23 protein-coding genes are annotated in these 26,187 nt (G+C 65.7%); 12 read left to right on the top strand and 11 right to left on the bottom strand.

Annotation, left to right across the window (positions count from 1 at the left end; all coding sequences use genetic code 11):
* Positions 1-162: 162 nt before the first annotated feature.
* Complete coding sequence (locus tag AC1DQQ_RS02720) at positions 163-1,161, bottom strand: adenosine kinase (RefSeq protein WP_478028159.1); 999 nt, start codon at positions 1,159-1,161, stop codon at positions 163-165.
* Positions 1,162-1,222: 61 nt separating this feature from the next.
* On the opposite strand from AC1DQQ_RS02720, the gene AC1DQQ_RS02715 reads away from it, so the two are divergent.
* The gene (locus AC1DQQ_RS02715; RefSeq protein ID WP_478028158.1) at positions 1,223-1,903 is read left to right on the top strand and encodes an EI24 domain-containing protein; all 681 of its coding nucleotides are present in this window, start codon (positions 1,223-1,225) and stop codon (positions 1,901-1,903) included.
* Positions 1,900-2,280: a hypothetical protein gene (locus AC1DQQ_RS02710; protein WP_478028157.1), complete on the top strand. Its 381-nt coding sequence runs from the start codon at positions 1,900-1,902 to the stop codon at positions 2,278-2,280. The genes AC1DQQ_RS02715 and AC1DQQ_RS02710 overlap by 4 nt, the downstream gene beginning before the upstream one ends.
* Positions 2,281-2,299: 19 nt before the next feature.
* Here AC1DQQ_RS02710 and queG read toward each other — a convergent pair whose 3' ends face one another.
* Complete coding sequence (gene queG, locus AC1DQQ_RS02705) at positions 2,300-3,430, bottom strand: tRNA epoxyqueuosine(34) reductase QueG (RefSeq protein ID WP_478028156.1); 1,131 nt, start codon at positions 3,428-3,430, stop codon at positions 2,300-2,302.
* 41 nt (positions 3,431-3,471) lie between these two features.
* On the opposite strand from queG, the gene AC1DQQ_RS02700 reads away from it, so the two are divergent.
* From AC1DQQ_RS02700 to msrB, 4 genes are all read left to right on the top strand, one after another.
* On the top strand, positions 3,472-4,401 hold the full coding sequence (locus tag AC1DQQ_RS02700) for an ABC transporter ATP-binding protein (RefSeq protein WP_478028154.1): 930 nt from the start codon (positions 3,472-3,474) through the stop codon (positions 4,399-4,401).
* Positions 4,401-5,642 carry an ABC transporter permease gene (locus AC1DQQ_RS02695; protein WP_478028152.1) on the top strand — a complete coding sequence of 414 codons (1,242 nt, stop codon included), beginning with the start codon at positions 4,401-4,403 and terminating at the stop codon, positions 5,640-5,642. The genes AC1DQQ_RS02700 and AC1DQQ_RS02695 overlap by 1 nt, the downstream gene beginning before the upstream one ends.
* A gap of 91 nt (positions 5,643-5,733) precedes the next feature.
* Positions 5,734-6,975, top strand: coding sequence for a cytochrome P450 (locus AC1DQQ_RS02690; protein ID WP_478044512.1), 1,242 nt, complete (start codon positions 5,734-5,736; stop codon positions 6,973-6,975).
* A 79-nt stretch (positions 6,976-7,054) separates the two neighbouring features.
* Complete coding sequence (msrB, locus tag AC1DQQ_RS02685; protein WP_478044511.1) at positions 7,055-7,549, top strand: peptide-methionine (R)-S-oxide reductase MsrB; 495 nt, start codon at positions 7,055-7,057, stop codon at positions 7,547-7,549.
* Between the two features lie 187 nt (positions 7,550-7,736).
* Here the strand turns inward: msrB and AC1DQQ_RS02680 are convergent, their stop codons facing one another.
* The 3 genes from AC1DQQ_RS02680 to AC1DQQ_RS02670 all read right to left on the bottom strand — a co-directional run bounded on the left by AC1DQQ_RS02680 (position 7,737) and on the right by AC1DQQ_RS02670 (position 10,793).
* The gene (locus tag AC1DQQ_RS02680) at positions 7,737-8,300 is read right to left on the bottom strand and encodes a CHAP domain-containing protein (protein ID WP_478044195.1); all 564 of its coding nucleotides are present in this window, start codon (positions 8,298-8,300) and stop codon (positions 7,737-7,739) included.
* 208 nt (positions 8,301-8,508) lie between these two features.
* The gene (locus AC1DQQ_RS02675) at positions 8,509-9,966 is read right to left on the bottom strand and encodes an MFS transporter (protein WP_478044194.1); all 1,458 of its coding nucleotides are present in this window, start codon (positions 9,964-9,966) and stop codon (positions 8,509-8,511) included.
* Complete coding sequence (locus AC1DQQ_RS02670; RefSeq protein ID WP_478044509.1) at positions 9,963-10,793, bottom strand: SDR family NAD(P)-dependent oxidoreductase; 831 nt, start codon at positions 10,791-10,793, stop codon at positions 9,963-9,965. The genes AC1DQQ_RS02675 and AC1DQQ_RS02670 overlap by 4 nt, the downstream gene beginning before the upstream one ends.
* A gap of 234 nt (positions 10,794-11,027) precedes the next feature.
* Here AC1DQQ_RS02670 and AC1DQQ_RS02665 point away from each other — a divergent pair, with 234 nt between their 5' ends.
* Both AC1DQQ_RS02665 and AC1DQQ_RS02660 read left to right on the top strand, forming a co-directional pair.
* Positions 11,028-12,173, top strand: a complete 1,146-nt coding sequence (locus tag AC1DQQ_RS02665; RefSeq protein ID WP_478044193.1) for an acyl-CoA dehydrogenase family protein — start codon at positions 11,028-11,030, stop codon at positions 12,171-12,173.
* 46 nt (positions 12,174-12,219) lie between these two features.
* On the top strand, positions 12,220-13,008 hold the full coding sequence (locus AC1DQQ_RS02660) for an SDR family oxidoreductase (RefSeq protein WP_478044192.1): 789 nt from the start codon (positions 12,220-12,222) through the stop codon (positions 13,006-13,008).
* Between the two features lie 249 nt (positions 13,009-13,257).
* On the opposite strand, the gene AC1DQQ_RS02655 is transcribed toward AC1DQQ_RS02660, so the two are convergent.
* From AC1DQQ_RS02655 to AC1DQQ_RS02635, 5 genes are all read right to left on the bottom strand, one after another.
* Complete coding sequence (locus AC1DQQ_RS02655; protein WP_478044191.1) at positions 13,258-13,890, bottom strand: retropepsin-like aspartic protease family protein; 633 nt, start codon at positions 13,888-13,890, stop codon at positions 13,258-13,260.
* Positions 13,891-13,992: 102 nt separating this feature from the next.
* Positions 13,993-14,325, bottom strand: a complete 333-nt coding sequence (locus AC1DQQ_RS02650; RefSeq protein ID WP_478044190.1) for a UrcA family protein — start codon at positions 14,323-14,325, stop codon at positions 13,993-13,995.
* A gap of 80 nt (positions 14,326-14,405) precedes the next feature.
* On the bottom strand, positions 14,406-15,893 hold the full coding sequence (locus tag AC1DQQ_RS02645) for a M56 family metallopeptidase (RefSeq protein WP_478044189.1): 1,488 nt from the start codon (positions 15,891-15,893) through the stop codon (positions 14,406-14,408).
* Entirely contained in the window at positions 15,890-16,264 is a 375-nt protein-coding gene (locus AC1DQQ_RS02640; RefSeq protein WP_478044188.1) for a BlaI/MecI/CopY family transcriptional regulator, read from the bottom strand. The genes AC1DQQ_RS02645 and AC1DQQ_RS02640 overlap by 4 nt, the downstream gene beginning before the upstream one ends.
* A gap of 75 nt (positions 16,265-16,339) precedes the next feature.
* Positions 16,340-18,598 carry an NADP-dependent malic enzyme gene (locus AC1DQQ_RS02635; RefSeq protein WP_478044187.1) on the bottom strand — a complete coding sequence of 753 codons (2,259 nt, stop codon included), beginning with the start codon at positions 18,596-18,598 and terminating at the stop codon, positions 16,340-16,342.
* A gap of 210 nt (positions 18,599-18,808) precedes the next feature.
* On the opposite strand from AC1DQQ_RS02635, the gene mutS reads away from it, so the two are divergent.
* Entirely contained in the window at positions 18,809-21,388 is a 2,580-nt protein-coding gene (gene mutS, locus AC1DQQ_RS02630) for a DNA mismatch repair protein MutS (RefSeq protein ID WP_478044507.1), read from the top strand.
* 99 nt (positions 21,389-21,487) lie between these two features.
* Positions 21,488-21,823, top strand: a complete 336-nt coding sequence (locus AC1DQQ_RS02625) for a helix-turn-helix domain-containing protein (RefSeq protein ID WP_478044186.1) — start codon at positions 21,488-21,490, stop codon at positions 21,821-21,823.
* Between the two features lie 12 nt (positions 21,824-21,835).
* Here the strand turns inward: AC1DQQ_RS02625 and AC1DQQ_RS02620 are convergent, their stop codons facing one another.
* The gene (locus AC1DQQ_RS02620; RefSeq protein ID WP_478044185.1) at positions 21,836-22,804 is read right to left on the bottom strand and encodes a hypothetical protein; all 969 of its coding nucleotides are present in this window, start codon (positions 22,802-22,804) and stop codon (positions 21,836-21,838) included.
* Positions 22,805-22,987: 183 nt separating this feature from the next.
* Here AC1DQQ_RS02620 and AC1DQQ_RS02615 point away from each other — a divergent pair, with 183 nt between their 5' ends.
* Both AC1DQQ_RS02615 and AC1DQQ_RS02610 read left to right on the top strand, forming a co-directional pair.
* Entirely contained in the window at positions 22,988-23,335 is a 348-nt protein-coding gene (locus AC1DQQ_RS02615; RefSeq protein WP_478028130.1) for a helix-turn-helix domain-containing protein, read from the top strand.
* Between the two features lie 100 nt (positions 23,336-23,435).
* Positions 23,436-26,183, top strand: a complete 2,748-nt coding sequence (locus AC1DQQ_RS02610; RefSeq protein ID WP_478028128.1) for a [protein-PII] uridylyltransferase — start codon at positions 23,436-23,438, stop codon at positions 26,181-26,183.
* The last annotated feature ends 4 nt before the right edge of the window (positions 26,184-26,187 follow it).

The raw sequence follows: 26,187 nt of genomic DNA, 5'->3' as shown, positions 1-26,187 counted from the left end.
CCTGAACAGCGCAGGGCGCTGTTCACCCGGCGCAGGTTGGGTGAGGGTCTTCTTTCTTCTTTTTCAGCCTCGTCCGCTTGGAAGAAGGAAGAAGACCCTCACCCTCCCACCGCTTCGCGGCGGGCCCCTCCCTCTCCCGCTTGCGGGAGAGGGGGTTTCTGCTCAGCCCAGTTTGCTTGCCACCAGCTTCTTGAGATCCGCCAGCGGCCGCGGGCCGACGTGCGAGATGCATTCGGCGGCGCAGATCGCGCCCATGCGCAGGCTGGTGGCGAGATCGCGGCCTTGCGCCTGGCCGGCAAGAAAGCCAGCCGCGAACAGGTCGCCCGCACCGGTCGTATCGACCACGTGATCGATCGGCTCGGCGGGAACGCGAGCATGTTCGTCGGCATGGTGCGCCTCGGCGCCATGTGCGCCGTGCGTGCACACCAGGGTCGGCACGCGCGCCGCCAGGCCCTTCACCGCCGCCTCGATATCGTCGGTCTGCATCATCGCGCGGACTTCATTGTCATTGGCGAACAGCAAATCAATCTGGCCGGCGTCGATCAACGCGAAGAACTCGTCGCGATGCCCTTCCACCACGAAGGTGTCCGACAGCGTCAGCGCTACCTTGCGTCCCGCGTCGCGCGCCAACGCGATCGCCCGCTTCATCGCATCGCGCGACTGTTCGGCGTTCCACAGATAGCCTTCGAGATAGAGGATCGCGCCGGCGCCGATCGTCTCCGCGTCGACCGCGCTTTCGGGCAGATACTGCGCCGCACCCAGGAACGTGTTCATCGTGCGCTGGCCGTCGGGCGTGATCAGGATCAGGCAACGCGCGGTCGGGTCGCCGCCGGTCGCCGGTGGGGTGGCGAAATGCACGCCGAGCGACTGGACGTCGTGCGCGAACACCTTGCCGAGCTGGTCGTCGGCGATCTGGCCGATGAAGCCGGTCGGCTGGCCCAAGGCCGCGAGCCCAGCGATCGTGTTCGCCGCCGACCCGCCCGACACTTCCTGCCCCGGGCCCATCCGCGAATAGAGATCGTCGGCGGCGGCGGGATCGAAGATCAGCGCCATCGATCCCTTGGTCATGCCCTCGGCCGCGATGAACTCGTCGGTCGACTGCGAAAGGATGTCGACGATGGCATTGCCGATCGCGACCACGTCATAAGCGGGGCTGGTCAAGTCAGATATCTCCGGGAAATGGTTGGCCGCGCCGTATCGCCGCCGCTAGACAGAAGCAACGATGATCCGCGCTTTCCTCCTGTCGCTCGGCCAGCTCACCGATTCCGCGATCCTGCGCGTCTTCCTCAAATCGATCGGGTTGACCTTGCTGGTCTTCCTGCTGCTCGGCGCCGGGCTGTGGTTCGGGACGCAATGGCTGTTCGTCGATCAACTCGGTTGGGGCGAGAACGCCGCCGGTCTCGCGATCATCGGCGAGTTCGTCGTGACGATCATGTTCGGCTGGGTATTGTTCCGCGCGGTGGCGATTGCGGTGATCGGTCTGTTTGGCGATCAGATCGTGATCGCCGTCGAGCGCAAACATTATCCCGACGCGCTGGCGAGCGCCCACGACGTGCCGTTCGCGCGGTCGTTGCACATGGGATTGCGATCCGCCGGCCGCGCGCTGGCGGTCAACCTGGTGCTCCTCCCGGCCTATATCCTGCTCCTGCTGACCGGATTCGGCACGCCGTTGCTGTTCTTCGCCGCCAATGGCTGGCTGTTGGGAGTCGATCTCGGCGAGATGGTCGCAGCGCGGCATATTGCGCCATCCGAGATGAAGGCATGGCGCGCCTCGACCCGCTGGGTGCGCTGGGAATTGGGGGTAATCGTATCGGGACTGCTGACCGTGCCCGTTATCAACCTGTTCGCGCCGGTCTTGGGCGCGGCGATGGCGGCGCATTTGTTTCACGGGAGGAAAGGATGAAGCGACTTCTGGCGATAGCGGGGTTGGCGCTGCTGCTTGCGGGTTGCGGCGAATCAACCATGGCGCGTCCGGCGACGCCGGTCAGCGCGGTGATCAAGCAGCCGCCGCTGCCGGCCAACGGGCTCGAGCGCGTGATGGGGCAGAATGCCGCCGGCCTGACCCAGACATTCGGGCCGCCCAATGCCGATGTCCGCGAAGGCACGGCGCGCAAGCTGCAGTTCCAGGGCACGTTCTGCGTGCTCGATACCTATCTCTATCCCGGCAAGAACGGCGGGGAGCCGACCGTGACCTATCTCGACGCCCGCCAGCCCGATGGAAGTCCGATCGACCGCGCGAGCTGCGTCGCGGCGTTGGCGCGGAGGGGTGGGGGTAAGTAACCATATAAGCCCCTCCCCTTCAGGGGAGGGGTTGGGGTGGGGCAGTCGCGGGCGACGCGCTCTGCGAGGCATCCTCCACCCCCAACCCCTCCCCTGAAGGGGAGGGGCTAGATAGCTGTCCCAGCGCCCAGCGCGCTGCGTCCGCCACAACCTCTGACGGATCGTCGCACAGCGCCTCAAGCACCGGCGCCAGCCCAACATCCCCACTATTTCCCGCCGCATAAGCCGCATTGCGCACCATCCGATCCCGCCCGATCCGCTTGATCGGCGACCCCGCAAACACCTGACGAAACCCAGCATCGTCGAGCGCCAGCAGATCGGCCAGCCGCGGCGCGGCGAGCTCGGCACGCGGCAGGAATGCCCGGTTGGCCGCGGCCGCCGAGGCGAACTTGTTCCACGGGCACACCGCCAGGCAATCGTCGCAGCCATAGATGCGGTTACCCAGCGCCTCCCGGAACTCCTCCGGCACCGGCCCCTTATGCTCGATCGTCAGATACGAGATGCAGCGCCGCGCATCGAGCCGATAGGGCGCCGGGAAAGCATCGGTCGGGCAGGATCGTTGGCACGCATCGCACGAGCCGCAGCGATCGCGCCCCGCCTGATCGGGCACGAGGTCGAGCGTTGTGTAGATCGCGCCGAGGAACAGCCAGCTGCCATGATCGCGGCTGACCAGGTTGGTGTGCTTGCCCTGCCAGCCCAGCCCGGCCGCTTCGGCCAGCGGCTTTTCCATCACCGGCGCGGTGTCAACGAACACCTTGAGGTCGGCGCCCGGCGCTTCCGCCACGATCCACCGCGCCAATGCCTTGAGCGTCCGCTTGACGAGATCGTGATAATCACCGCCCTGGGCGTAGACCGAGATGCGCCCGCGATCGCCCTCGCCCGCCAGCGCCAGCGGATCGCGGCCAGGCGCATAGCTCATGCCGAGCGCGATCACACTCCTGACCTCGGGCCACAATCCGGTCGGCGCGGCACGGTGATGCGCGCGCTCCTCCATCCAGATCATCTCGCCATGGCGGCCTTCGGCCAGCCATTGCCGCAAGCGCTCGCCCGAGCGCGGCGCGGCATCGGCGCGCGCGATCCCCACCGCGGCGAAACCAAGCGTTAACGCCTCTGCCCGCAGGCGATCCTCGAATAGCTTGTGTTCGGTCACTCCGCCCCGCTACCACGGACGGAGCAGTCGAGGGAGGTCGCGTGTCTCAATCTCTGGCCGTCTCTGCCCACGGCCTCGTCAAGAATTTCGGTGGGCGGAGGGTGGTTGACGGCGTCGACCTCGCGGTGCCGACCGGCACGATCTACGGCGTGCTCGGCCCCAACGGCGCAGGCAAGACCACGACCTTGCGCATGCTGCTCGGCATCATCGAACCCGATGAAGGCGAGCGCACCTTGCTCGGCCGCGATCGTCCGCGCGACGCGAGCGACCATGTCGGCTATCTGCCCGAGGAGCGCGGCCTCTATCCACAGATGAAGGCGCGCGAAGCGATCGCGTTCATGGGCGCGTTACGCGGCCTGCCCTGGAAAATCGGGCGCAAGCGCGCGATCGAGATGATGGAGCAGGCTGGCCTCGGCTATGCGGTCGATTTCAAGATCCGCAAATTGTCCAAGGGCATGGCCCAGCTGGTCCAATTGCTCGGATCGGTCGTTCATCAGCCCGATCTGCTCGTCCTCGACGAACCCTTTTCGGGGCTCGATCCGGTCAACCAGGAAGGGCTCGAACAGCTGATCCGTGCCGAGCAGGCGCGCGGCGCCACCGTCCTGTTTTCGACCCATGTCATGGCGCATGCCGAGCGACTGTGCGACCGGCTGGCGATCATCGCCGGGGGCAAGCGCCGGTTCGAAGGCACCGTCGCCGACGCGCGCGGCATGCTGCCGATGCGCGCGCATTACCAACCCGAGCGCGACGGACCCGAAGTGGCGGCGATCCTGCCCGCCGACGCGCAGCATAACGGCCGCGACTGGGTGTTTCCGGTCCCCGATGACGCGGTCGAGGCAGTGCTGCTCAAGCTGACTCAATCGGGATTTGGCGTGGCGGGCCTGTCGATCGAACGTCCTGGATTGCATGACGCCTTCGTCCGCATCGTCGGCGCCGAAGCGCTGGCCCAGGCCGAAGCGGAGGCGCTGTGATGGGCGGTAATATCGGTCGCGGGCTGCGCCAGGCGCTGACCGTGGCGCGGCGCGATTTCATCGCCACCGTGTTCACCCCGACGTTCCTGCTGTTCCTGTTGTCGCCGATGTTCACGATCCTGTTCGGCGCCGCCGGCGGGTTCGGCGCGTCGAGCATGGCGCAGGGCGCCGCCGACCGCGCGCGCATTGTCGTGATCGCAGCTCCCGACCAGGCGCCAGCGATCATCGCGACCGACTGGCAATTGCGCCGGGTGTTCGGTCGCGGCGACATTCCGCCGCCGCTCGACGTCCTGACGCCGTCGGGCGATCCCGCCGCACAAGCGCGCGCGCGCGTCTCGGGCCGCGATGGCGATGTTGACGCGGCGCTTTATGGTCCACTCGAACGCCCGACGATCGTCTACGGTGGCGGCGGACGCGATGAGGCGGATTATCTCGCGGGCCTGGCCGAACAGGTCATGCGTGCGCAGAAACTGGGCTCGACCGCGCCGCTCAGCGTGCCGACCAAGACGAAGATCGTCCGCACCGTGGTGACCACCAGCGGCCATAACGCCGCGGCCTTGTTCGCGGTCATGGCGATCTTCCTGCTGACCCTGTTCCTCGCCGGCCTGACGATGGGCACGATGGCGGAAGAGCGCAGCAACAAGGTGATCGAAGTCCTTGCCGCCGCGGTCCCGCTCGAATCGGTGTTCTTCGGCAAGCTGATCGGCATGTTCGGCGTCGCTTTGCTGTTCGTCGGTTTCTGGGGCACGGTCGCGAGCCAGATCACCAGCATCCTGCCCGCCGGGACAGCGGCGGCGCTTGCGGGTGTGGCGCCCGCCGTCGGCAAGCCGGTCTTCGCGTTGCTGTTCCTGGCCTATTTCGTCATGTCGTATCTCCTGATCGGCGCGGTCTATCTGATCCTCGGCGCGCAGGCCTCTACCCAGCGTGAGCTTCAGCTGATGGCGCTGCCGATGACCGTCGTCCAAATGGCCAATGTCGGCATGTCGACCGCGGCGGCCGGTCGCCCCGGAAGCACGATCGCCTGGATCGCGGAGATTTTCCCGTTCAGCTCACCGATGGCGATGGCCGCGCATGCCGCCAATTCGTCCGCTTTGTGGCCGCACGCGGTCGCGATCCTGTGGCAATTGCTTTGGGTGTCGCTGGTGATCTCGCTCGGCGCGCGCTGGTTCCGTCGCGGCGTGCTGAAGTCGGGCGAAGGCCCCAAGCGCAAACGCAAGCAGCCGCAGCCGGCGAGCAGCTAGCCGCTCCACTATTGACATCTGTGTAAGTATAGGTTTGTCTCGCCCGATAAATGGGAGAGTGGGCATGGCGACTCAAGCCGAATTGACCGAGATGTTGGCGAAGGGTCCGACCTTCAAATATGAAGGCCCGGTCGATCCGCTCGACGTCAGCCGGCCCGAACTTTATCGCGACGATGTCTGGCAGGAGCCGTTCAAGAAGCTCCGCGCCGAGTCGCCGGTCCACAAGGTCGAGAATTCGGATTACGGCCCCTATTGGTCGATCTCCACCTACAAGCCGATCCTCGAGGCGGAATCGCTGCCGGACGTCTTCTCGTCCGAAGTGGGCGGGATCACGCTTGCCGACTTCCTGCCCGACAGCGACGTCAAGATGCCGATGTTCATCGCGATGGACCGGCCCAAACATACCGGCCAGCGCCGCACCGTCGCCCCCGCCTTCACGCCGAGCGAGATGGTGCGGATGAAGGAGGATATCGTTCGCCGCACCGCCGAAATCCTCGACACGCTGCCTTATGGCGAACCGTTCGACTGGGTCGACACGGTGTCGATCGAACTGACTACCCAGATGCTCGCGATCCTGTTCGATTTTCCCTGGGAAGATCGCCGCAAGCTGACCTTCTGGTCCGATTGGGCCGGCGATATCGAACTGGTGAAGACACCCGAACTGCGTGCCGAGCGGCTGACGCACATGTTCGAGTGCGGCGCCTATTTCCAAAATCTGTGGAACCAGAAAGTCGGCAAGGAGCCGACCCCCGACCTGATCAGCATGATGATCCATTCGGACGCCATGGCGGAAATGGATCAGTATGAGTTCCTGGGAAACCTGATCCTGCTGATCGTCGGCGGCAACGACACGACACGCAATTCGATGTCGGCGGCGGCTTACGGCCTCGACCTGTTCCCCGATCAGCGCGCCAAGCTCGAGGCGAATCCCGAACTGATCCCCAATGCGGTTCAGGAAATCATCCGCTGGCAGACCCCGCTCGCGCATATGCGCCGCACCGCGACGCAGGATTACGAACTGGGTGGCCAGATGATCAAGGAAGGCGACAAGCTCGCACTCTGGTATCTGTCGGCCAATCGCGACGAGACGGTGTTCGGCGACGACGCCGACGATATCGTCGTCGACCGCCCGAATGCGCGCCGGCACCTGGCGTTCGGTCACGGCATCCACCGCTGCGTCGGTGCTCGCCTCGCCGAACTCCAGATCAACGTGCTGCTCGAGGAAATGGCCAAGCGCCGGATGCGCGTGAACGTGCTGGGCGAGCCCGAGCGCGTCGCGGCCTGTTTCGTCCACGGCTATCGCAAGCTGCCGGTCGAGATCAGCAAATATTGAGCTGACGCGTCGCGGCGGATTGAAACCGGCAGCGTTTATCGTCCGTACTTATATAGGTCCGATCGATGGAGCCTGTATGATGACGTTCGACCGCCGCCATTTCCTGACCCTGGCCGGCACCGGTGCCGCGACGATGCTGTTCGGCGGCTGTCGCGCCGCGCCCGTCGCGCCGCCCGAAAAGTTCGAGTTCCAGTTGAGCGACGCCGAATGGCGCAAGCGGTTGCCGGGCCTTTCCTACCAAGTGCTACGCCACGAGGCGACCGAGACGCCCTATACTAGCCCGCTCAACAACGAACACCGCGCCGGCATCTTCTCGTGCAAGGGCTGCGCGCTGCCGCTCTATTCGTCGAAGACCAAGTTCGAGAGCGGCACCGGCTGGCCGAGCTTCTGGGCGCCGCTGCCCAATGCCGTGAAGACGCGCAACGACGGTTCGCTGGGGATGACCCGGACCGAAGTCCATTGCCGCCGCTGCGGCGGGCATCTCGGCCATATGTTCGACGACGGCCCCAAGCCGACCAGTTTGCGTTACTGCATGAATGGCGCGGCGATGAACTTCACGCCGGGTAAGGCGTAGCGCGGCGACCGACGAGAATTTGCTTCAGCCGAAGCGAACCAACACCTCCCCAGCGAAGGCCGGGGCCCAGTGGCAGTGCGCTCGCGGCGGCAACACTCCATCTCCACGTCAGCGAAGCTGGGCCCCGGCCTTCGCCGGGGAGGCATAAACTCAATGCTATCGCTGCAATTCGACCGGCAGGTCCAGCTCAGTCGCGAACGCCGACCACTCCGCGGGCGCCGACCGGAGCGATCGTGGCGACCGTCTGGCTGCGCGACGTGTCGACCTGGTCGTCATCGCCATTGTCCATCTTGGGCGCACCGGCGCCATAGATGAAACCCTTGGTCGGATAAGTCGTCGTGCCCAGGCCGCCCATCGGGCCGTACCAGACCTTGACCTGGCTCCAGTCGCCTTCGGGCGAGACGTCGATCGCGCGGACATTATACTCGACGCCGCCGCGGCGCGACCAATTGGCGTGGGTCAACAGGATCTCATGGTCGTTGACGATGCCCGACACCATCGCGACATGGCCGAGCGGCATGCGGCTGAACGAAGCGAAGGCGAGGACCGAACCAACTTTCGGGGTGTTGCCGCGCTCATATTTGCCGGCGGCCTGCGACCACCAGGTGTTGGCGTTGCCGAAAATCTGGATACCCGAAATCTCGCGCGCATAAGGAGCGCACTGCCAGAACCGAGCCTGAGCCGGCACCGTCGTCGCCAGGGCGCAGAGCGCCACCAGCGCGAATCGCGCTGCCAAACCACCAAATTTCATGCGACCCCCCAAAAGGTCCGTTGAACTGTTGATGGTGGGTTAGGTGGACAAAACCGACATGGGAACCCTGTCGGCACGATGAATGGAACCTTTCACGACGAACTGTGTTTCGTCGCCGGTGAATGCCCAAATGCGGTGCCGCCTGGACCCAATTCACGCCTGAGGCAGCCATATTTTGTGGCCGAAATCCGCCGAATCGCTACCGGTGTCACGGCGAGTGCGGCGCGCCCTCGGCCTCCGCCGCCGCGATCATCCGAGCCAGCCGCGCTTCGTGTTCGGTGCGGCCGAACGGGAATTTGGAGAACAGAATGGCCGCCACGATCGCCAACGAGCCGTAGATCAGGATGAAGGCCAGCGTCAGGTGGTCGATCACCGCCACCGGCACCATGCCGGGCTTCGCACCCTTGGGGAAGGATACGAGATCGAGCAGCTGGCCGACGATCATGATGCCCAGGCCCGAGGTGCATTTCTGGACGAAGAAGGATCCGGCGAAATAGACGCCTTCCGACCGGCGGCCGGTCCGCGCTTCCGAATCCTCGACCACGTCGGCCATCATCGATGCGCCCAGGATGAAGGACGATACGCTGAGCGCGGTCGCGGTGACGAAGATCGGGAGGAGCAGGAACACCAGCGCGCTCGATCCCGGTGGCGGCAAGACGCCGGCGAAGCGCAGCCAATAGGGCATGGTGTGGAACACCGTCGCCGCCAGCACGAACGCCATCGCCGCATGCGGCTTGCTGGTGCGCTTGCCGACCGCAGGCGCGATGACGAAGGCGAGCGCCGCACCCAGCATCAGCGCGAACGGTAGCAGTTGCAGCGTCCAGGACTTGAACTGCCAGACGAAACTATAGGTGTAGTTGGACAGCGCGTAGCTGATCCCCTGGTTGGTATAGGCGCAAACGCCCGCCAGCATCAGGATCAGGAACCCGCGATTCTTGACCGTTTCCCACAGCTCGCGGAAATGCTCGCCGAGAGACTGGCTGCGTACGACCGTCTTGGGCAACCGCGCGATCTCGTGATGCGTGCCCAGCGCCGATGCCAGGATGGCGACAACCATGATGACGGTACTGGCGATTGCCAGGTGACCATAACCGACGCGATTGAGCAGGCCGTTGGGATAGGCGGCCGACGGCGTCAGGAACACGCCGTAAGCGAGCAACAGGATCGACAGGCCGCCCGCCCATCCGAACAGATAGCGATAGGAGGTGATCCGCGTGCGCTCGTCGTAATCCGACGTCAGCTCCGGCGTCAGTGCTTGGGACGGCACTTCATAGCAACTAACCGCGCTGCGCACGACGACCGCAGTCACGAACAGCCAGGCGAGCGTGGCGCCGCCGCTCAGATGCGGTGGGTTCCACAACAACAGCCATCCGATCGCGATCGGCAGCGCCGCCGAATACATCCATGGATGACGCCGCCCCCAGCGTCCGCGCGTGCGGTCCGACAACACGCCAATGAGCGGATCGACGAACGCGTCGCAGACGAGCGCGATGAAAATGATCAACCCGACCGTCGAGGCATCGAGCCCGACTACCTGGTTGTAGAAGATCAGCAGGAACGTCCCGAACCCGGCATCCTTGACGCCGTACGCAACCGATCCGAAGCCGTAGCTTGCCGTAGTCCAGTTCGAAAGCCGGCGCGGTGCCGGCGTCGCCAGCTTGCTCACGAGGCCGCCGCCTCCAGTGATGAGAACAGGCCGGGCACGCTGTCGTCCCAGCTCGCGCGCGTGCCGATCAGCATGCCGCCATCGACCAGGATATGCGTGCCGGTGACGAAGCTGGCGTCATCGCTCGCCAGATAAGCGACGGCTGCGGCAATGTCTTCAGGCCGTCCGGCGCGCTGCACCGGTTGAGCGTGCGCGGCGGTCTGGGCGATCACGCCGTTGACATGATCGCGCACCTCGCCTTCGAGCCCCAGCGCCGAGGTGAAGATGTTGGTGGTGATGAACCCTGGCACCACCGCGTTGACGCGGATATTGTGCTTGGCGAGGTCGGCGGCGGCCACCTTGGTCAGATGCAGCACCCCCGCTTTGGCGGTCGAATAAGCGGTCGGCGCATAACCGCTGCCCAGCGCGGAGACACTCGACGTGTTGACGATCGCCCCGCCGCCGCGCTTCGCCATCAGCGGCGCGCCGTAGCGGATGCCCATCGCCACCGATCGCAGCAACAGACTCATCGTGCGATCCCAATCATCGGGCGAAATCTCGTCGATCTTGTCACGCGCGCCCGCCGCGCCGGCATTGTTGAACAGAATATCGAGCCCACCCGCGGCATCGGCGGCGGCCAGCAACGCCTCGATATCGGCGACTTGCGTCACGTCGGTTTTCTGGAAGCGGATACGGCCGTTCGAGGTTTCGGCAAGCTCCTGGCCGCCCGCGACATCGACATCGCCGATCAGGACATCGGCGCCTTCCTCGACCAATCGCAGCGCCGTCGCACGGCCGATACCGGAGGCGCCGCCAGTGACCACGGCGCGCTTGCCCTGAAACCGCATTCCATTCTCCTGCATGTATTTTTCCTGCAGCATAGAGGGGGCCTGAGGCCGGTCAATCCGGCTTTTCGAATTTCGGGTTTGTTTGATGTTGCAGCGAGCTTTGCGCCAAACTACCAACCGTCACCCCGGACTTGTTCCGGGGTCCAACCCGCCACAACGGAATCCGGCCGTTGCTGCACGTTGGATGCCGGGACAAGCCCGGCATGACGAGTTGGACATGGGGAGAGGAACGTCATGGCGCTCGACGCCGAAACCTTCGACGCATTGATCGACACCGTCCACCGCTTCGTGACCGAGCGGCTTCGCCCCCTGGAAGCCGATGTGGAAGCGCAGGACGCCATCCCAGACGACGTCACCGCGGAGATGAAGGCGATGGGCCTGTTCGGCCTGTCGATCGCCGAGGAATATGGCGGCCTCGGCCTGACCATGCTCGAAGAAGTGAAGGTCGCGATCGAGCTCGGCCGCACCACCCCGGCGTTCCGCTCGAGCTTCGGCACCAATGTCGGCATCGGCAGCCAGGGGCTCGTCATGGCCGGCAGTCCCGAACAGAAAGCGGAGTGGCTGCCCAGGATCGCGAGCGGCGAGATCATCACCAGCTTCGCGTTGACCGAACCCGATGTCGGCTCCGATTCGGGCGCGGTGAAGACCAAAGCCGTATGGGACGGCCAGGCTTATCGCCTGTCGGGTACCAAGCGCTTCATCACCAATGCCGACAAGGCCGACCTGTTCACCGTGATGGCGCGGACCGGCGACGCGCCGGGCGGGCGCGGCGTGTCCGCCTTCCTGGTCCCGCGCGATCTTGCCGGCGTATCGATCGGCGAACCCGAGAAGAAGATGGGGCAAAAGGGCGCCAAGGTTGCCGACGTGATCTTCGATGATGTCGTGGTGCCAGTCGAGAACCGGCTCGGCGCCGAGGGCGAAGGCTTCAAGATCGCGATGCGCGTGCTCGACCGCGGGCGGCTGCACATCTCGGCGGTGTGCGTCGGCGTCGCCGAGCGGCTGATCGCCGATTGCGTCGCTTATGCCAGCGAGCGCAAGCAGTTCGGCAAGCCGATCGCCGAACACCAATTGATCCAGGCGATGATCGCCGATTCGAAGACCGAGGCGCTCGCCGCCCGCGCTTTGGTGCTCGAGACGGCAGCGGCCAAGGACGAAGGCAAGGATGTCGTCATGGAGTCCGCCGCGGCCAAATATTTCGCCAGCGAGATGGTCGGCCGCGTCGCCGATCGCGCGGTGCAGATCTATGGCGGCGCCGGTTATATCGCCGATTACGGCATCGAGCGGCTGTACCGCGACGTCCGCCTGTTCCGCATTTACGAAGGCACCAGCCAGATCCAGCAACTCATCATCGCGCGCGAGACGCTGAAGCGCGGGGGGTGATCAAAACTCCCCTCCCGCAAGCGGGAGGGGAAATAAGGAGACAGACATGGACACCAGCAAGTTCTTCAGCCTCGAAGGGCGCGTCGCGCTGATCACCGGGGGGTCGCGCGGCATCGGCAAGATGATCGCCGCGGGATACATCGCGCAGGGGGCCAAGGTGTACATCTCGTCGCGCAAGGCGCCGGCCTGCGAGGAAACCGCCGCCGAACTCGGCCCGAACTGCATTCCGCTGCCGATGGACGTCTCGACTGTCGACGGTTGCAAGGCTCTCGCCGCTAAGCTGGCCGAACATGAGGATCACCTCGACATCCTGGTCAACAATGCCGGCGCCGCCTGGGGGGTGCCGTTCGAGGACTTCCCGGAAAGCGGCTGGGACAAGGTGATGGACCTGAACGTCAAGTCGCCCTTCTTCCTGACCCAGGCACTGCATGGCCTGCTCAAGGCGCAGGCGAGCTACGACAAGCCGAGCAAGGTCATCAACATCACCTCGATCGACGGCCTGCGGCTCAATCCGTGGGAGACGTACAGCTATCACGCCTCCAAGGCTGCGCTGATCTACCTCACCAAGCGGATGGCAGCGCGGCTAATCAAGGATGCGATCATCGTCACCAGCCTGGCTCCCGGCGCCTTCGCCAGCGAGATGAACCGCGCCGCGCGCGATCACGGCGATGAGGTCGCCAAGGGCATTCCGATGCGCCGCATCGGCACCGACGAGGACATGGCCGGCGCCGCGATCTTCCTCGCCAGCCGCGCGTCGGATTATGTCGTCGGCGATACTTTGGTGGTCGACGGCGGCCTGGTCAACGCGCAGCTCGGCACGTCGATCGACGCCTGAGGCGAGTTTCCCTCTCCCTGTGGGAGAGGGAGAGTTCGAGCTTTGACCTGCCCCCGGCAGGTCAAGGTCCGGTCCGGGGGACCGGACCTCGCTCGAACTCGCCGCAGGCGCGGAAGGGTGAGGGCAGTGACTACTCCTGCCCTCACCCCTCGCTGCTTCGGAGCTCGACCCGCGTCGGGTGAATGGCGCCCCGCGCCATTCAGGTCATGCCGGGGGCATGACCGACCCGACGCGCCCAAAGGGAGAGGGTTAGGAAACCGCCCCACCCGCATTCTGCGGATGGTTCGGCGTGAGGATCAACGTCCGCCCCTCGACCCGCCAGCTCTTGAGCCGCGACAGGAAGTTCATCCCGATCACGTCCATATCGCCGAACGCCGGCGAGCTGACGACGGGCAGGTCGCGCGCGACGATGTTGCCGATGCGCAACTCGGGCACGGTCGCGGTGTCGGCGCGGACCGATCCGTTGGCGGTCTGGATGATCATCGGGAACGGGCTCGGGCTGAGCCGCAGCCCCGCCGCCTCGACGGTATCGGTCGACAGAGCGGTCACCGTCGCGCCGCTGTCGACCAGCATCTTGCGTTCGACATTGCCGAACCGGACGGTCACCCAGAAATGACCGTCATCGGCCATCGGCACGCGCATTTCCTTGCCGACGACCTGTTGCCCGTCCTCCAGATGCAGGATCTTGGCGACGTGCGCGAACATCGGATCGAACCGTCCGCGCTCGCCGACTAGCATCACGATCAGCCCGAGTGAGACGACCAGCGCCGTCATCGACAACAGGCGCCCGACCACCCGAAACCGCCGGGCGAGCAGCATCAGCGCGATGACGATGCCGATCAGGAGATATAGCGGCAACGAGCCACCCAGAGCGTCAGCCATGCACGCCACCTGCCATGGACTAGATGTATGGCGGCTGAGCGTTATGTCCAGCCTCGTGGCGGCGGGGCGCGGCCGAGCAGGTCCGCAGCCGGCGACCCGAGATCACGGCGCGCTGCCGACCACCTTCGCCTCGTGCCGCGCCAGGCTATAGGCACGGCGCATGTCGCGCGTCATGCCGCTCATCGCCCAGGATCGTGCCATGTCGGGGCAATAGCGCGGATCCTCCCGCGATTCGTAGGGCGTGATCTCGGCGCCATGATCGGCGCAGAAACGCCGCGTCGCATCGACCACACGTCGCCGCAATTCGGCCCGTCCCGATGGCGTGTCGGTCGAAACATCCGCGATCCTGATGCTCAGCCGAGGCTCGCTCGCCAATGCCGAATGATCGGCGCAGGCGCCAAGCAGGATTGCGACAGCACAAATGATGACCCGCATTCGTATCTCCTGAAATTGGGCAAGCCGGTCCCGTGGCGCGGAATCGCGCTTGCCTGAGTGACGTCGATGGATGGCGGCGGCTAGGTGCCGTTCAGCGTGTCGGCCTTGTTGTCGAGATCGTCGGCGCTTGCGCGGAATCCCTTTGCGATAGCTAGATTGCTCGTTCGCACAGCACTGGATTGCCCTGGCAGATTGGCGACGCGTTCAAGCTCTTCGGCGCGCGCGCGAAATCCCACGGCGGTGCCGCGCATCCCTTCGCCAAGGCCACGACGCTGTTCCTCCGCGCCGCGTTTGGCGGCAGCAGCGCCCCCCTCTTCCTCGCGCTTCGCCGCGGCGGCGTCTGCGTCCTGCGGCGAGCCATCGATCACTGCCCGCGCATCCGGTACGCTAGCCCCCTGGCGATCCGTACCGCCCGTGGCCGCCAATGCGAACCGTGCGGTCGAGCTCCCCCTGATCCCGCTACCGAGGCGCTTCAACATTCGGCCCCCAGCGTGGCCGGTGCTGCGCACGGCATCGGGCCAAGCCGACGGAGCTGCTGCCGCTGCTGAAGGCGGGACAGGCGGCGCCGGCGGTTCGGGAATCGGCGGCTGCGGTGCCGGCGGCGCGGGGGCAATGCGCACGATATGCGCAGCCGCGAGCGGCACGGCGGTGCCCAGCGCCACCACGAGCAACAACGCCGGCACCAGCGGCCGCATGCGCCGTCCAGCGTCACCATCGAGCACGGTATTGATCCGGCGCGCCAGCGCGGTCCGCGAGAACGCCATGCCGTTGGCTTCGGAATGGATCGGGCGTCCGCCGGCGACCGCGAGCAATGCTTGGGCATAATCGTAACGGTCGACCCGGCCTAGCGCATCGGCGTCGGCCGCGAGCTCGACCTCGCGCATCAATTGGCGAGCGACCAGCCACATCAATGGGTTGAACCAGAACAACGCAATGGCCACGCGGGCGACGACCAGCCCCAGCCAGTCGAAGCGGCGAATATGCGCCATTTCATGCGCGATGACCGCCTCCGCCTGATCGGGGTGGGCATGCGTCGCCGGTCCGATCAGGATCCAGGCGGGCATGATTCCCCAGCTGAGCGGCGTCACGGCATGTGGCGAAACCAGCAGGCGGAGCGGTCGGCGGAAACCGACGGTCTCCCGATCCATCACGCGCAGCCAGTGCGGATCGATCGCCGGCCGAGCAGCGCCCGTCCAGCGCCGCAGCGTCCACAGCCCCGTCAGAAAACGAACCAGGAGCAGCACGACCCCGGCAGCGTAGAGCATCGCCACCAAGGCCGCGCCGTCGAGCGCCGTAGCAGGCGCGCTCGGCATTTCGGCCACGGCCCCCGGGGCGCTCCTCGTATTGACCGCGCTCGATACGGTCTCGGATGCCGGCAGCAGGGCGAGTTCGAGCGGCGGCAGCAGCGGCGCGAGCACGAACAGCGCGAGCGAAGCAACCAGCGCCGCCTGCAGCAAAGCGGCGCGTTCCGCCGCCGGCCGGGCACGCATCGCTGTGCTGACGAGCAACGCCGCGCCGGCGATCAGCGCCGATTTGCAGCCGAGGTCGACCAGCAAGCCCAGCATCATTTCGCATCCCGCCGGGCTTGGTCGATCATACGCTGAAGCGCATCGATTTCGTCGGACGCAAGCTTGGGCTCCATCCCCAGCAACGCAGTCGCGGCGCTTGCCGCCGAGCCGTGAAAGAAAGTCTGCACTAGCCGCTGCAGCGCGCCCTCCGCGACCGCATCGGTCTGCGGCACGGGCGCATAGACATAGGCTTGGTTCTCGGTGCGGTGCGCGATCAGCCCCTTGGCCACGAGCCGCGCGAGCAACGCGCGTACCGCCGAATCGCTGGGTGGCTCTGTCATCGCGCCACGGACGGCCGAAGCGGTGCCCTCCCCCAGGCCGCACAGGATCTCGAAAATCTCACGCTCGCGGCGCGGCAACGAATCGATCATCACGACCTCCTGCTACGTTTGTAGCATGCTACAAACGTAGCAGCAAGAGATGCTCGATCCGGAGAGGCGATTAGATCAGCGCGCGACCCCACCTGCGGCGAGCACCGCCAGCGTCACCAGCTCGCTCGCGGTCGAGGTCATCGGCGCGATCTGGACCGGTTTTTCCAGTCCGACCAGCATGGGCCCGATCACCGCGTCGCCACCCAATTCGCGCAGCAATTTGGCCGAAATGTTGGCCGACTGCAGCCCGGGCATGATCAGCACATTGGCCGGACCCGACAGACGGGCGAACGGATAATTGGCCAACTGGCGCGGGTTGAGCGCGACATCGGGCGCCATTTCGCCTTCATATTCGAAGCTGACCTGGCGCTGGTCGAGCACGCCCACGGCGGCACGCAAATTCTCGAGCCAGCGCCCCTCGGGATTGCCGAAGGTCGAATAGCTGAGGAACGCGACGCGCGGTTCGTGACCCATGCGGCGTGCGACAGCGGCGGTCTGCTCGGCGATATCGGCCAATTCCTCGGCGGTCGGACGCTCATTGATCGTGGTGTCGGCCATGAACACGGTGTGCGTCTGGCCGACCATGACATGGATGCCGAATGCGGTCCGCCCGGCCTCGATGTCGATCACCTTGCGCACTTCGCGCATCGTCTGGGCATAGGTCCGCGTGACCCCGGTGATCATCGCATCGGCCTCGCCGAGCTGGAGCAGGACGGCGCCGAAGATGTTGCGGTCCTGGTTGATCATCCGCTCGCAATCGCGGCGCAGATAGCCGCGGCGCTGGAGCCGCTGATAAAGGAAATCGACCATCCGCGGCACCAGGGCCGAGGTGCGGCTGTTATGGACCTCGTAACTCTCGACCTCCTTGACGCCGAGCGCCCGCAGCCGGTCATGGACGTCGTCGCGTCCGACCAGCACCGGCGTGCCGTAACCGCCCTCGCGGAATGCCGCCGCGGCGCGCAGCACGACTTCCTCCTCGCCTTCGGCGAACAGTACGCGCTTGGGCTGCGCGCGCGCGCCTTCATAGGCCTGGGCGAGCACGCCGGTGGTCGGGTTGAGCCGACCGCGCAGCTGCTGGCGATAGGCCGCCATGTCGAGGATCGGCTTGGTCGCGACTCCCGAATCCATCGCCGCCTTGGCGACCGCGGCGGGCACCAATTCCATCAGCCGCGGATCGAACGGCGCCGGGATGATATATTCGGGACCGAAAGTATGGCGCACACCATAAGCGACGGCGACTTCCTCGGGCACCGCCTCGCGCGCCAGTTCGGCGATCGCGTGCGCGGCGGCGATCTTCATTTCCTCGTTGATCCCGGTTGCGCGCACGTCGAGCGCGCCGCGGAAGATGAACGGGAAGCCGATCACGTTGTTGACCTGGTTGGGATAGTCCGAGCGCCCGGTCGCGATGATCGCGTCGGGGCGTGCTTCCTTGGCCAGCTCGGGACGGATTTCGGGCTCGGGATTGGCCATCGCGAAGATGATCGGCGCGTTGGCCATGTCGCGCACCATGTCGGGGGTGACCGCACCCGCTGCCGACAGGCCAAGAAAGACGTCGGCACCGTGCATCGCTTCCTTGAGCGTTCGCTTTTCGGTCACGACGGCATGCGCCGACTGCCATTGATTGATCTTGTCACGCCCCTGATAGATCACACCCGAACGGTCGCACATGATGACGTTTTCATGCCGCACGCCCATTGCCTTGATCAGCTCGGTGCAAGCGATCGCGGCCGCGCCCGCGCCGTTGACCGCGACCTTGATGTCCGAAAGGTGCCGGCCGGTCAGCAGGCAGGCGTTGATCAGGCCGGCCGCGGTGATGATCGCGGTGCCATGCTGGTCGTCATGGAAGACCGGGATGTTCATCCGCTCGCGCAGCGTCTGCTCGATGATGAAGCATTCGGGCGCCTTGATGTCCTCGAGGTTGATGCCGCCGAAGCTCGGCTCCATCAGCTCGACCGCGTCGATGATGCGGTCCACATCCTCAGTCTTGAGTTCGATATCGATCGCGTCGACATCGGCGAAACGCTTGAAGAGGACCGCCTTGCCTTCCATCACCGGCTTGGACGCCAATGCGCCGAGATTGCCCATGCCCAGGATCGCGGTGCCATTCGAGATGACCGCGACGAGATTGCCCTTGGCAGTATAATCATAGGCGGTCGCGGGATCGTCGGCGATCGCTTGCACCGGAATGGCGACACCGGGCGAGTAGGCCAGCGCCAGGTCGCGCTGCGTCGTCAGCGGTTTCGACGCGATGATCTCGATCTTGCCGGGCCGCCCCTCCGAATGGAACAGCAATGCTTCGCGGTCGGAAAACTGCACGGAAGATTCGTCGGCCATCCTGGTCCTCTCTGTTGCGCCCGTCTTTAGGTGCGCCTTGGGGAGAAGGAAACCGGCTTCCGGGCCCTTGATGTACTTTTGCCGACAGGGATGCGCTGCCCGCCAGGCGGGAATCCGCACACTTTACCCACAGCAAAGGGCGAAAGCGGGATTTGCGCCGCAGATCGGCTGGGCTAACCGACGCCAATGGCTGACGCCGCCCCGACCCCGATGATGGCCCAGTATCTCGCCTTGAAGGCGGAGGCTGGAGATTGCCTGCTCTTCTACCGGATGGGCGATTTCTTCGAATTGTTCTTCGAAGACGCGAAAATCGCCAGCGCCGTGCTCGACATCGCGCTGACCGCGCGCGGCGAGCATGACGGGGAGAAGATCCCGATGTGCGGCGTGCCGGCGCATGCCGCGGTCGGATATCTGCAACGACTGATCAAGGCCGGCCATCGCGTCGCCATCGCCGACCAGACCGAGACCCCGGCCGAGGCCAAGAAGCGCGGCGGGTCCAAGGCCTTGGTCGCGCGGGCGATCATCCGCGTGGTGACTGCCGGTACCTTGACCGAGGAAGCTCTGCTCGATTCCCGCACCGCCAATTGGTGCGTCGCGATCGGCGAAGCGGCGGGCGGCATCGCTGTCGCCGCCGCCGACGTTTCGACCGGGCGGTTCGAATTGGTCGAAACCGATGCAGGCGGCCTGTCCGCCGAACTTGCGCGCCTGAACGCGGCCGAAGTGCTGGCGAGCGAAGGCAGCGCGTTTGAACATTATGCAACCGTGCTGCGCCCGCGCGGCGAGTTCGATTCGACCGCCGCCGAAACGCGGTTGAAGCGCGTTTACGGTGTCGCCACGCTCGATGGATTCGGACAATTGAGCCGCGCCGGCATGGCCGCGGCCGGCGGGTTGGTCGCCTATCTCGACCATACCGCGAAAGGCTCGCTGCCGTTCCTGCAGCCGCCCCGGATCGGCAATGCCGGCGAAGCGATGGCGATCGACGCCGCAACGCGCGACAGCCTGGAACTCACCCAGACCCAGACCGGCCAGCGTAAGGGCAGCCTGCTCGACGCGGTCGACCGCACCGTGACCGGCGCCGGCGCGCGGTTGCTTGCCGGGGATATCGGCGCGCCACTGATGGACCGCTCGGCGATCGAGGCGCGGCTCGACCTCGTCCAGCGGTTGCACGACGATGGCGCCTTGCGCGAAAGCCTGCGCGCGACCTTGCGCAGCCTGCCCGATATCGGCCGCGCGCTGGGACGCCTGGTCGCCGGCCGCGGCGGCCCGCGCGATCTTGGGCAGTTGCGCGACGGGCTCGATGGCGCCTGGTTGCTCGGTGAGCGGATCGACGCGCTCGATGCGCCACCGCCATTGCTCCAGGACATCGTGCCTCGGCTGCGCGGCCACGGGTCGCTGGTCGACCTGCTCAAGCGCGCGCTCGTCCCCTCCCCGCCGATCGACGCGTCCGACGGCGGCTATATCGCCGAAGGGTATGACGCCGAGCTCGACGATCTGCGCGATATCGGCGCCGGCGGCCGCCGCGCGATCGCTGCGCTCGAGGCGGAATATCGCAACCGCACCGGCACGAGCGCGCTCAAGATCCGTCATAACGGCGTGCTCGGCTATCATGTCGAGGTTCCGGCCAGAGCCGCCGATCCGCTGATGGCGCCCGACAGCGGGTTCACCCATCGCCAGACGCTGGCCGGCGTCGTCCGCTTCAACGCGCCCGAACTCCACGAACTGGCGATGAAGGTCACCCAGGCCGGCAGCCATGCGCTTGCCGCCGAGGCGGCGCATCTCGAGGAACTGACCCAGACCGCGCTCGCCGGTCGCGAGGCGATCGCCGCGACCGCCGATGCGCTGGCCCGGCTCGACGTCGCCGCCGGGCTGGCCGAGCGCGCCGCCGAGGACGGCTGGGCTCGGCCCAGCTTGGTCGATCATGCCTGTTTCGAGGTCGAAGGCGGGCGCCATCCGGTGGTCGAGGCCGCCGTCCAGCGCAGCGGCGAACGCTTCGTCGCCAATGATTGCGTGCTTTCCGAAACCTCGCGGCTGTGGCTGGTCACCGGCCCGAACATGGGCGGCAAGTCGACTTTCCTCCGCCAGAACGCGCTGATCGCGGTACTCGCCCAGGCGGGCAGCTATGTCCCGGCGGCACGCGCCGAACTCGGGCTGGTCGACAAATTGTTCAGCCGCGTCGGCGCGTCGGACAATCTCGCGCGCGGGCGGTCGACCTTCATGGTCGAAATGGTCGAGACCGCGGCGATCCTGGCGCAAGCCACGCCGCGCAGCTTCGTCATCCTCGACGAAGTCGGACGCGGTACCTCAACCTATGACGGCCTCGCCATTGCCTGGGCAGTGGTCGAGGCGATCCATGAGGACAATCGCTGCCGCTGCCTGTTCGCGACGCATTATCACGAGCTGACGCGGCTTGCCGAACGCTGTGATGCACTGAGCCTTCACCATGTCCGCGCGCGCGAATGGAAAGGCGATCTGGTCCTGCTCCACGAAGTCTCCGAGGGACCCGCCGACCGTTCCTACGGCCTCGCGGTGGCGCGCCTCGCCGGGCTGCCGCCGGCCACGATCGCGCGTGCCAAGGCGGTGCTGGCCAAGCTCGAGGCGGGCCGCGCCAAGACTGGGGGGCTTGCTGCGGGACTCGACGACCTGCCGCTATTCGCCGCCGCGATCGAGGCGGAGGAAGAGGAATGCGACGCCGTCCGTGCCGAACTCGACAGCCTCGATGTCGACGCGCTCAGCCCGCGCGAAGCGCTGGACGTGCTCTATCGTCTGAAGCGGCTCGCGCACGACGACTAGCCCCAGATTGGTTCGATAAATCTTGCCCACGGCAATTTGGTCCGTTGCGGCCATTTCCGAACTATGGCAGAGATCACCTCGGGGACAGGAGGGGATTCGATGGACCGCGATAAACGCGGTCCGGCACCAGATCATCTGACCGCGAAAATGGAGGGAAGGGCCATTTCCGCACCCAGCCAGATCGGCGAAGCCTTGTGGCGCGGCCGGTTGAGGATGGGTTTGTCGCTGGATGACGTGGCGCGCCGGGCCGGCACCGACTTGCAGATCGTCAGTGCGATCGAGAATTCGGATTTCGGCCGACTGCCTGGCGCCGGCGCGACGATTGCGGCGGCACGTGCTTATGCCCGGGTCGTGAAACTGCCTGAACGGTGGGTGGCGCTGACCCTTGCCGCCGAACTGGCACGGATCGCCGTCTCCTCGTTACCGATCACGTGATTCCGATCTGCCTCAGCTGAAATCGACCAGCGCCGGCCGTCCCGCAATATAAGCGCTTTTGGGGTCGTTGAACGGGAAGCCGCCGGGCACCAGTCGTCCGAACAGCGCCGCGGTCCGCATCGTCGCCGTGGCCCCCATGATCGCGGCGCCAGGCCCGGCCAACAAATCGTCGGACAGCAGCACGCCGCGTCCGCGCTCGACCAGCTTGCCAGCCGCGACCGTCGCCAGGATCTGGCGCCGCACCGTCGAATAGGGGATCGTCAGCGCACGCGAGATCGCCGCCGCGGAAACCGGATCGCGCTGCTCGATCGGCACGAAGGTAGCGGTTTCCGAATAACGACGCGCCAATTCGCTATCGAGCGTGATCCGCCGCACGCTCGCGACCAGCACCGCTCCGACGATGGCGAGTTCCAGCCAGTCCGACACGAACAAGCCGACATTGTCGAACGCGCCCAGTGCCAGGTCGATCGACGCCGCCAGCGTGATGTCGGCGCGATAGGGCTGATCGACTGTCGCGGTACGCGGGAGCGGCATGTCGAAGGCGTGGAATTCGTCGGCCAGCCAGACCAGCGAATCGTGCAGATGGACCAGCAATGCCGCGACATCGGGATCGTCGCGCAATGCAATCGGGATCACCACGCCATTATTCGTGCGCGCACACAATCCAGCTTCGATTAGCGCGTTGACATGGCGGCGGACGGTTTCGAACGGGCGGTGCAGCGACTGCGACAGCGCGTTGATGCTGATGCCGCCACTATCGGCCTGGCTACGCGGCGCATTGGGCCAATCGGCCAGCACGTCGCCGCTGGCACGCAATATCGCCAGGAAGAAGATGCCGCGATCGAACACGAACGACCCGCCGGCAAGTTTGCGTACGATAGCGATCGCCCTGACCAGGCTGGTTAGCTGCGTTTCCACCAGCAGGCGCGAAGCCAGCCGCGATTGTGTCCGTTCCGGCGTTACCGGCGGCTCAAGGTTCATAATTCCCACCCCGCACCAAAAGAGGCGCCCTGCCAAGCCATTACAGTAAGATTACCGCGCCGCAAACCATCTGAGCGACCCAAATTCGGACGCTTTGTCAGCCGCAAAGCAGTCCTGGCCAATCAGCGTCGTTGCGGTAGCGGCACAATGGTGCGATCCTCCGATCGAGTCGGGGGGCTTCTGATGGATTTGTTTGGAGAGGAACTCGACCGCAACATGCCGGTCCTGTCCGCGGATGCGGTCGGTCGGGCGTTGCGGTCGGCGCGTGAGCAATTGGGATTGTCGCTGGCCGAGGTCGCCGACGTGACCCGGATGGCGGTGCGCCATCTCGAAGCGATCGAGCAGGCGCGCTTCGACGGTTTCTCCGCCCCGGTCTATGCGCTTGGATTCGCCCGCAACTACGCTCGTGCCGTCGGCCTACCGCTGCCTTGGATCACCGATTGCCTGCGCGGCGAGATCTCCGCGTTCTTCGCCGATCGCGAACGCTTCGATCTCGGCTGGACCGCCGAGGGGCTGCAGCACGGCCGCTAGAGGGAGTGGCCCGGCACCGTTACCGTTTCAGCTTTGCTGAAACAAATTCTAGGCCATAACCACGCGTGACGCCGCGTGCGTTCGCGACTATCGCCGGGTCATGCCCGCACGCTTCGACAGCCTGCCCCACCGCCGCGCGATCATCGATCGCCGCATATTGGCCGATGCGCTCAAGGCGCTGGAGGGCGACGACCGTACCAAGCTCCGCCACGCGGCGACCGCTCTGCTCAAACAGGCGCTGCAATCGGGCCGCGCCGAGATCGAGCGCCGGCTGCTCGAACACCCGTCGCGCGGGCTGGAGATCGCGGCCAGCCAGGCGTTCCTGATCGACCAGATTCTGCGCCTGCTCTACGATTTCACCGTCGAGCGGCTCTATCGGCTGAGCAACCCGACCGCCGCCGAGCGCCTGACCCTGATAGCGGTCGGCGGCTATGGCCGCGGCGAGATGGCACCGCATTCGGACGTCGATATCGGTTTCCTGACGCCGTGGAAGGAAACGCCCTGGCACGAGCAAGTCGTCGAATCGATGCTCTATGCCTTGTGGGATCTGGGGCTGAAGGTCGGCCAGTCGACCCGCAGCCTCGACGATATGGTCCGCCAGGCAAAGGGCGACGTCACGGTCCGCACTGCTTTGCTCGAGGCGCGCTATGTCTGGGGCGACCAGGACCTTTACGACGAGGCCGCGCGCCGCTTCAAGGCGGAGGTCCAGTCGGATACCGCGCGCGTGTTCATCACCGAGAAGCTCGCCGAGCGCGACTTGCGCCATAAACGCATGGGCGACACGCGGTACGTGGTCGAACCCAATGTCAAAGAAGGCAAAGGCGGATTGCGCGATCTGCACGCGCTCTTCTGGATCGGCAAATATGCCTATAACGTCCAGAACGCCGCGCAACTGGTCGATGTCGGGCTGTTCACCCGCGCCGAATATGCCCAGTTCCACCGCGCCGACAATTTCCTATGGGCGGTGCGCTGCCACCTCCATTCGCTGTCGCGGCGGGCCGAAGACCGTCTGACCTTCGACATGCAGCGCGAGATCGCCGAGCGGATGCGCTTCGCCGACCGGCCGGGCAAGTCCAAGGTCGAGCGCTTCATGCATTATTATTTCCTGCAGGCGAAGGCGGTCGGCGACCTGACCGGGGTCTTTCTGGCGCATCTCGACGATAAATTCGCGGCGCGCGGGCGACGCTTCGGCCTGCCGGTGCTGCGCCGCCGCCCGAGCAAACTCAACGGCTTCGTGCTCGACCGTGGTCGGCTGGCGCTACCCGACGAGGATTTCCTCGCCCAGAAACCCAGCCGATTGATCGAGATGTTCGTGCTGGCCGACCGTCACGGTCTCGAAATCCATCCGCTGGCGATGCGCGCCGCCGCGCGCGACGCGAAGCTGGCCGACGACATTCGCCGCGACCCCGAAGCGAACGCCTTGTTCCTCGAGGTGCTGACCAGCCGCCACAATCCCGAGACCACGTTGCGCTGGATGAACGAGGCCGGGGTGTTCGGCCGTTTCGTACCCGATTTCGGCCGCGTCGTCGCGCAAATGCAGTTCGACATGTACCATCATTATACGGTCGACGAGCATACCATCCACGCGATCGGGCTGTTGAGCCGGATCGAACGCGGCGACCTGACCGAAGATCATCCACTCAGCCACGCGATCATGAAGCAGATCGCGTCGCGCCGCGTCCTCTATGTCGCGGTGCTGCTGCACGATATCGCCAAAGGGCGCGGCGGCGATCATTCGGTGCTCGGCGCCGAAGTCGCGCAGCGGCTGTGCCCGCGCTTCGGGATGACCGCGGCCGAGACCGAGACGGTCGCCTGGCTGGTCCGCTATCATCTGCTGATGTCGGCGACCGCGTTCAAGCGCGACCTGTCCGACTTCAAGACGATCCTCGATTTCTGCGAGGCAGTGCAGAGCCCGGAGCGGCTGCGCTTGCTGTTGACGCTGACGGTGGTCGATATCCGCGCGGTCGGTCCCGGCGTTTGGAATGGCTGGAAACGCCAGCTCCTCACTGACCTCTATGAAGCGGCGGAAGAAGTGCTCAGGCTGGGCCACAAGCAGAAGGGACGGAGCGAACGCGTCGCGGCCAAGCAGTACGCGGTCGCCGCCGCGCTCGGCTGGGACGACAAGACCTTCGCGTCGGTCGTCAAGCGCCTGCCCGAATCCTATTGGGTGGCGGAACCCGACCATGCGCTGATCGCCAATCTGAAGCTGATGGCCGAGGCCGGCGACGAGCCGTTATCGATCGCCAGCCAGGTCGATGCGGATCGCGGCGCGACGCTGGTCACCATCTACGCCGCCGACCATCCGGGGTTATTCTACCGCATCGCCGGTGCGATCAGCGTGGCGGGCGGCAACATCATCGACGCGCGGATCCATACGACCCGCGACGGCATGGCGATCGATAATTTCCTGGTCCAGGATCCGCTCGGCCGCCCGTTCGATGATTCCGCCCAGCTGACCCGATTGCGACGCGCGATCGAGGATGCGCTGGCCAATCGCAACAAGCTCAGCGACCGCCTCAAGGCGAAGCCACTACCGCGTCCGCGCGCCGAGGCGTTCGACATCAATCCCGCGGCCTTCGTCGACAACCATGCCTCGAACCGCTTCACCGTGATCGAGGTCAATGCGCGCGATCGCCCTGCCTTGCTGCACCAACTCGCCCAGGCGCTGTTCCAGTCGAAAGTGACAATCCACTCGGCGCATGTCGCGACCTATGGCGAGCGCGCGGTCGATACTTTCTATGTAACCGACCTGACCGGCGACAAGATCGAGGCGCCGGCACGGGTCAAGACACTCGAACGCCGGCTGGTCGATGCCGCGATGGGAGAGATGGCCGCCGAGGCGGCCTGACAGA

The organism is Sphingomonas sp. P4_G3 (assembly GCF_056401105.1).
This window is presented reverse-complemented; position numbering and strand designations above follow the sequence as displayed.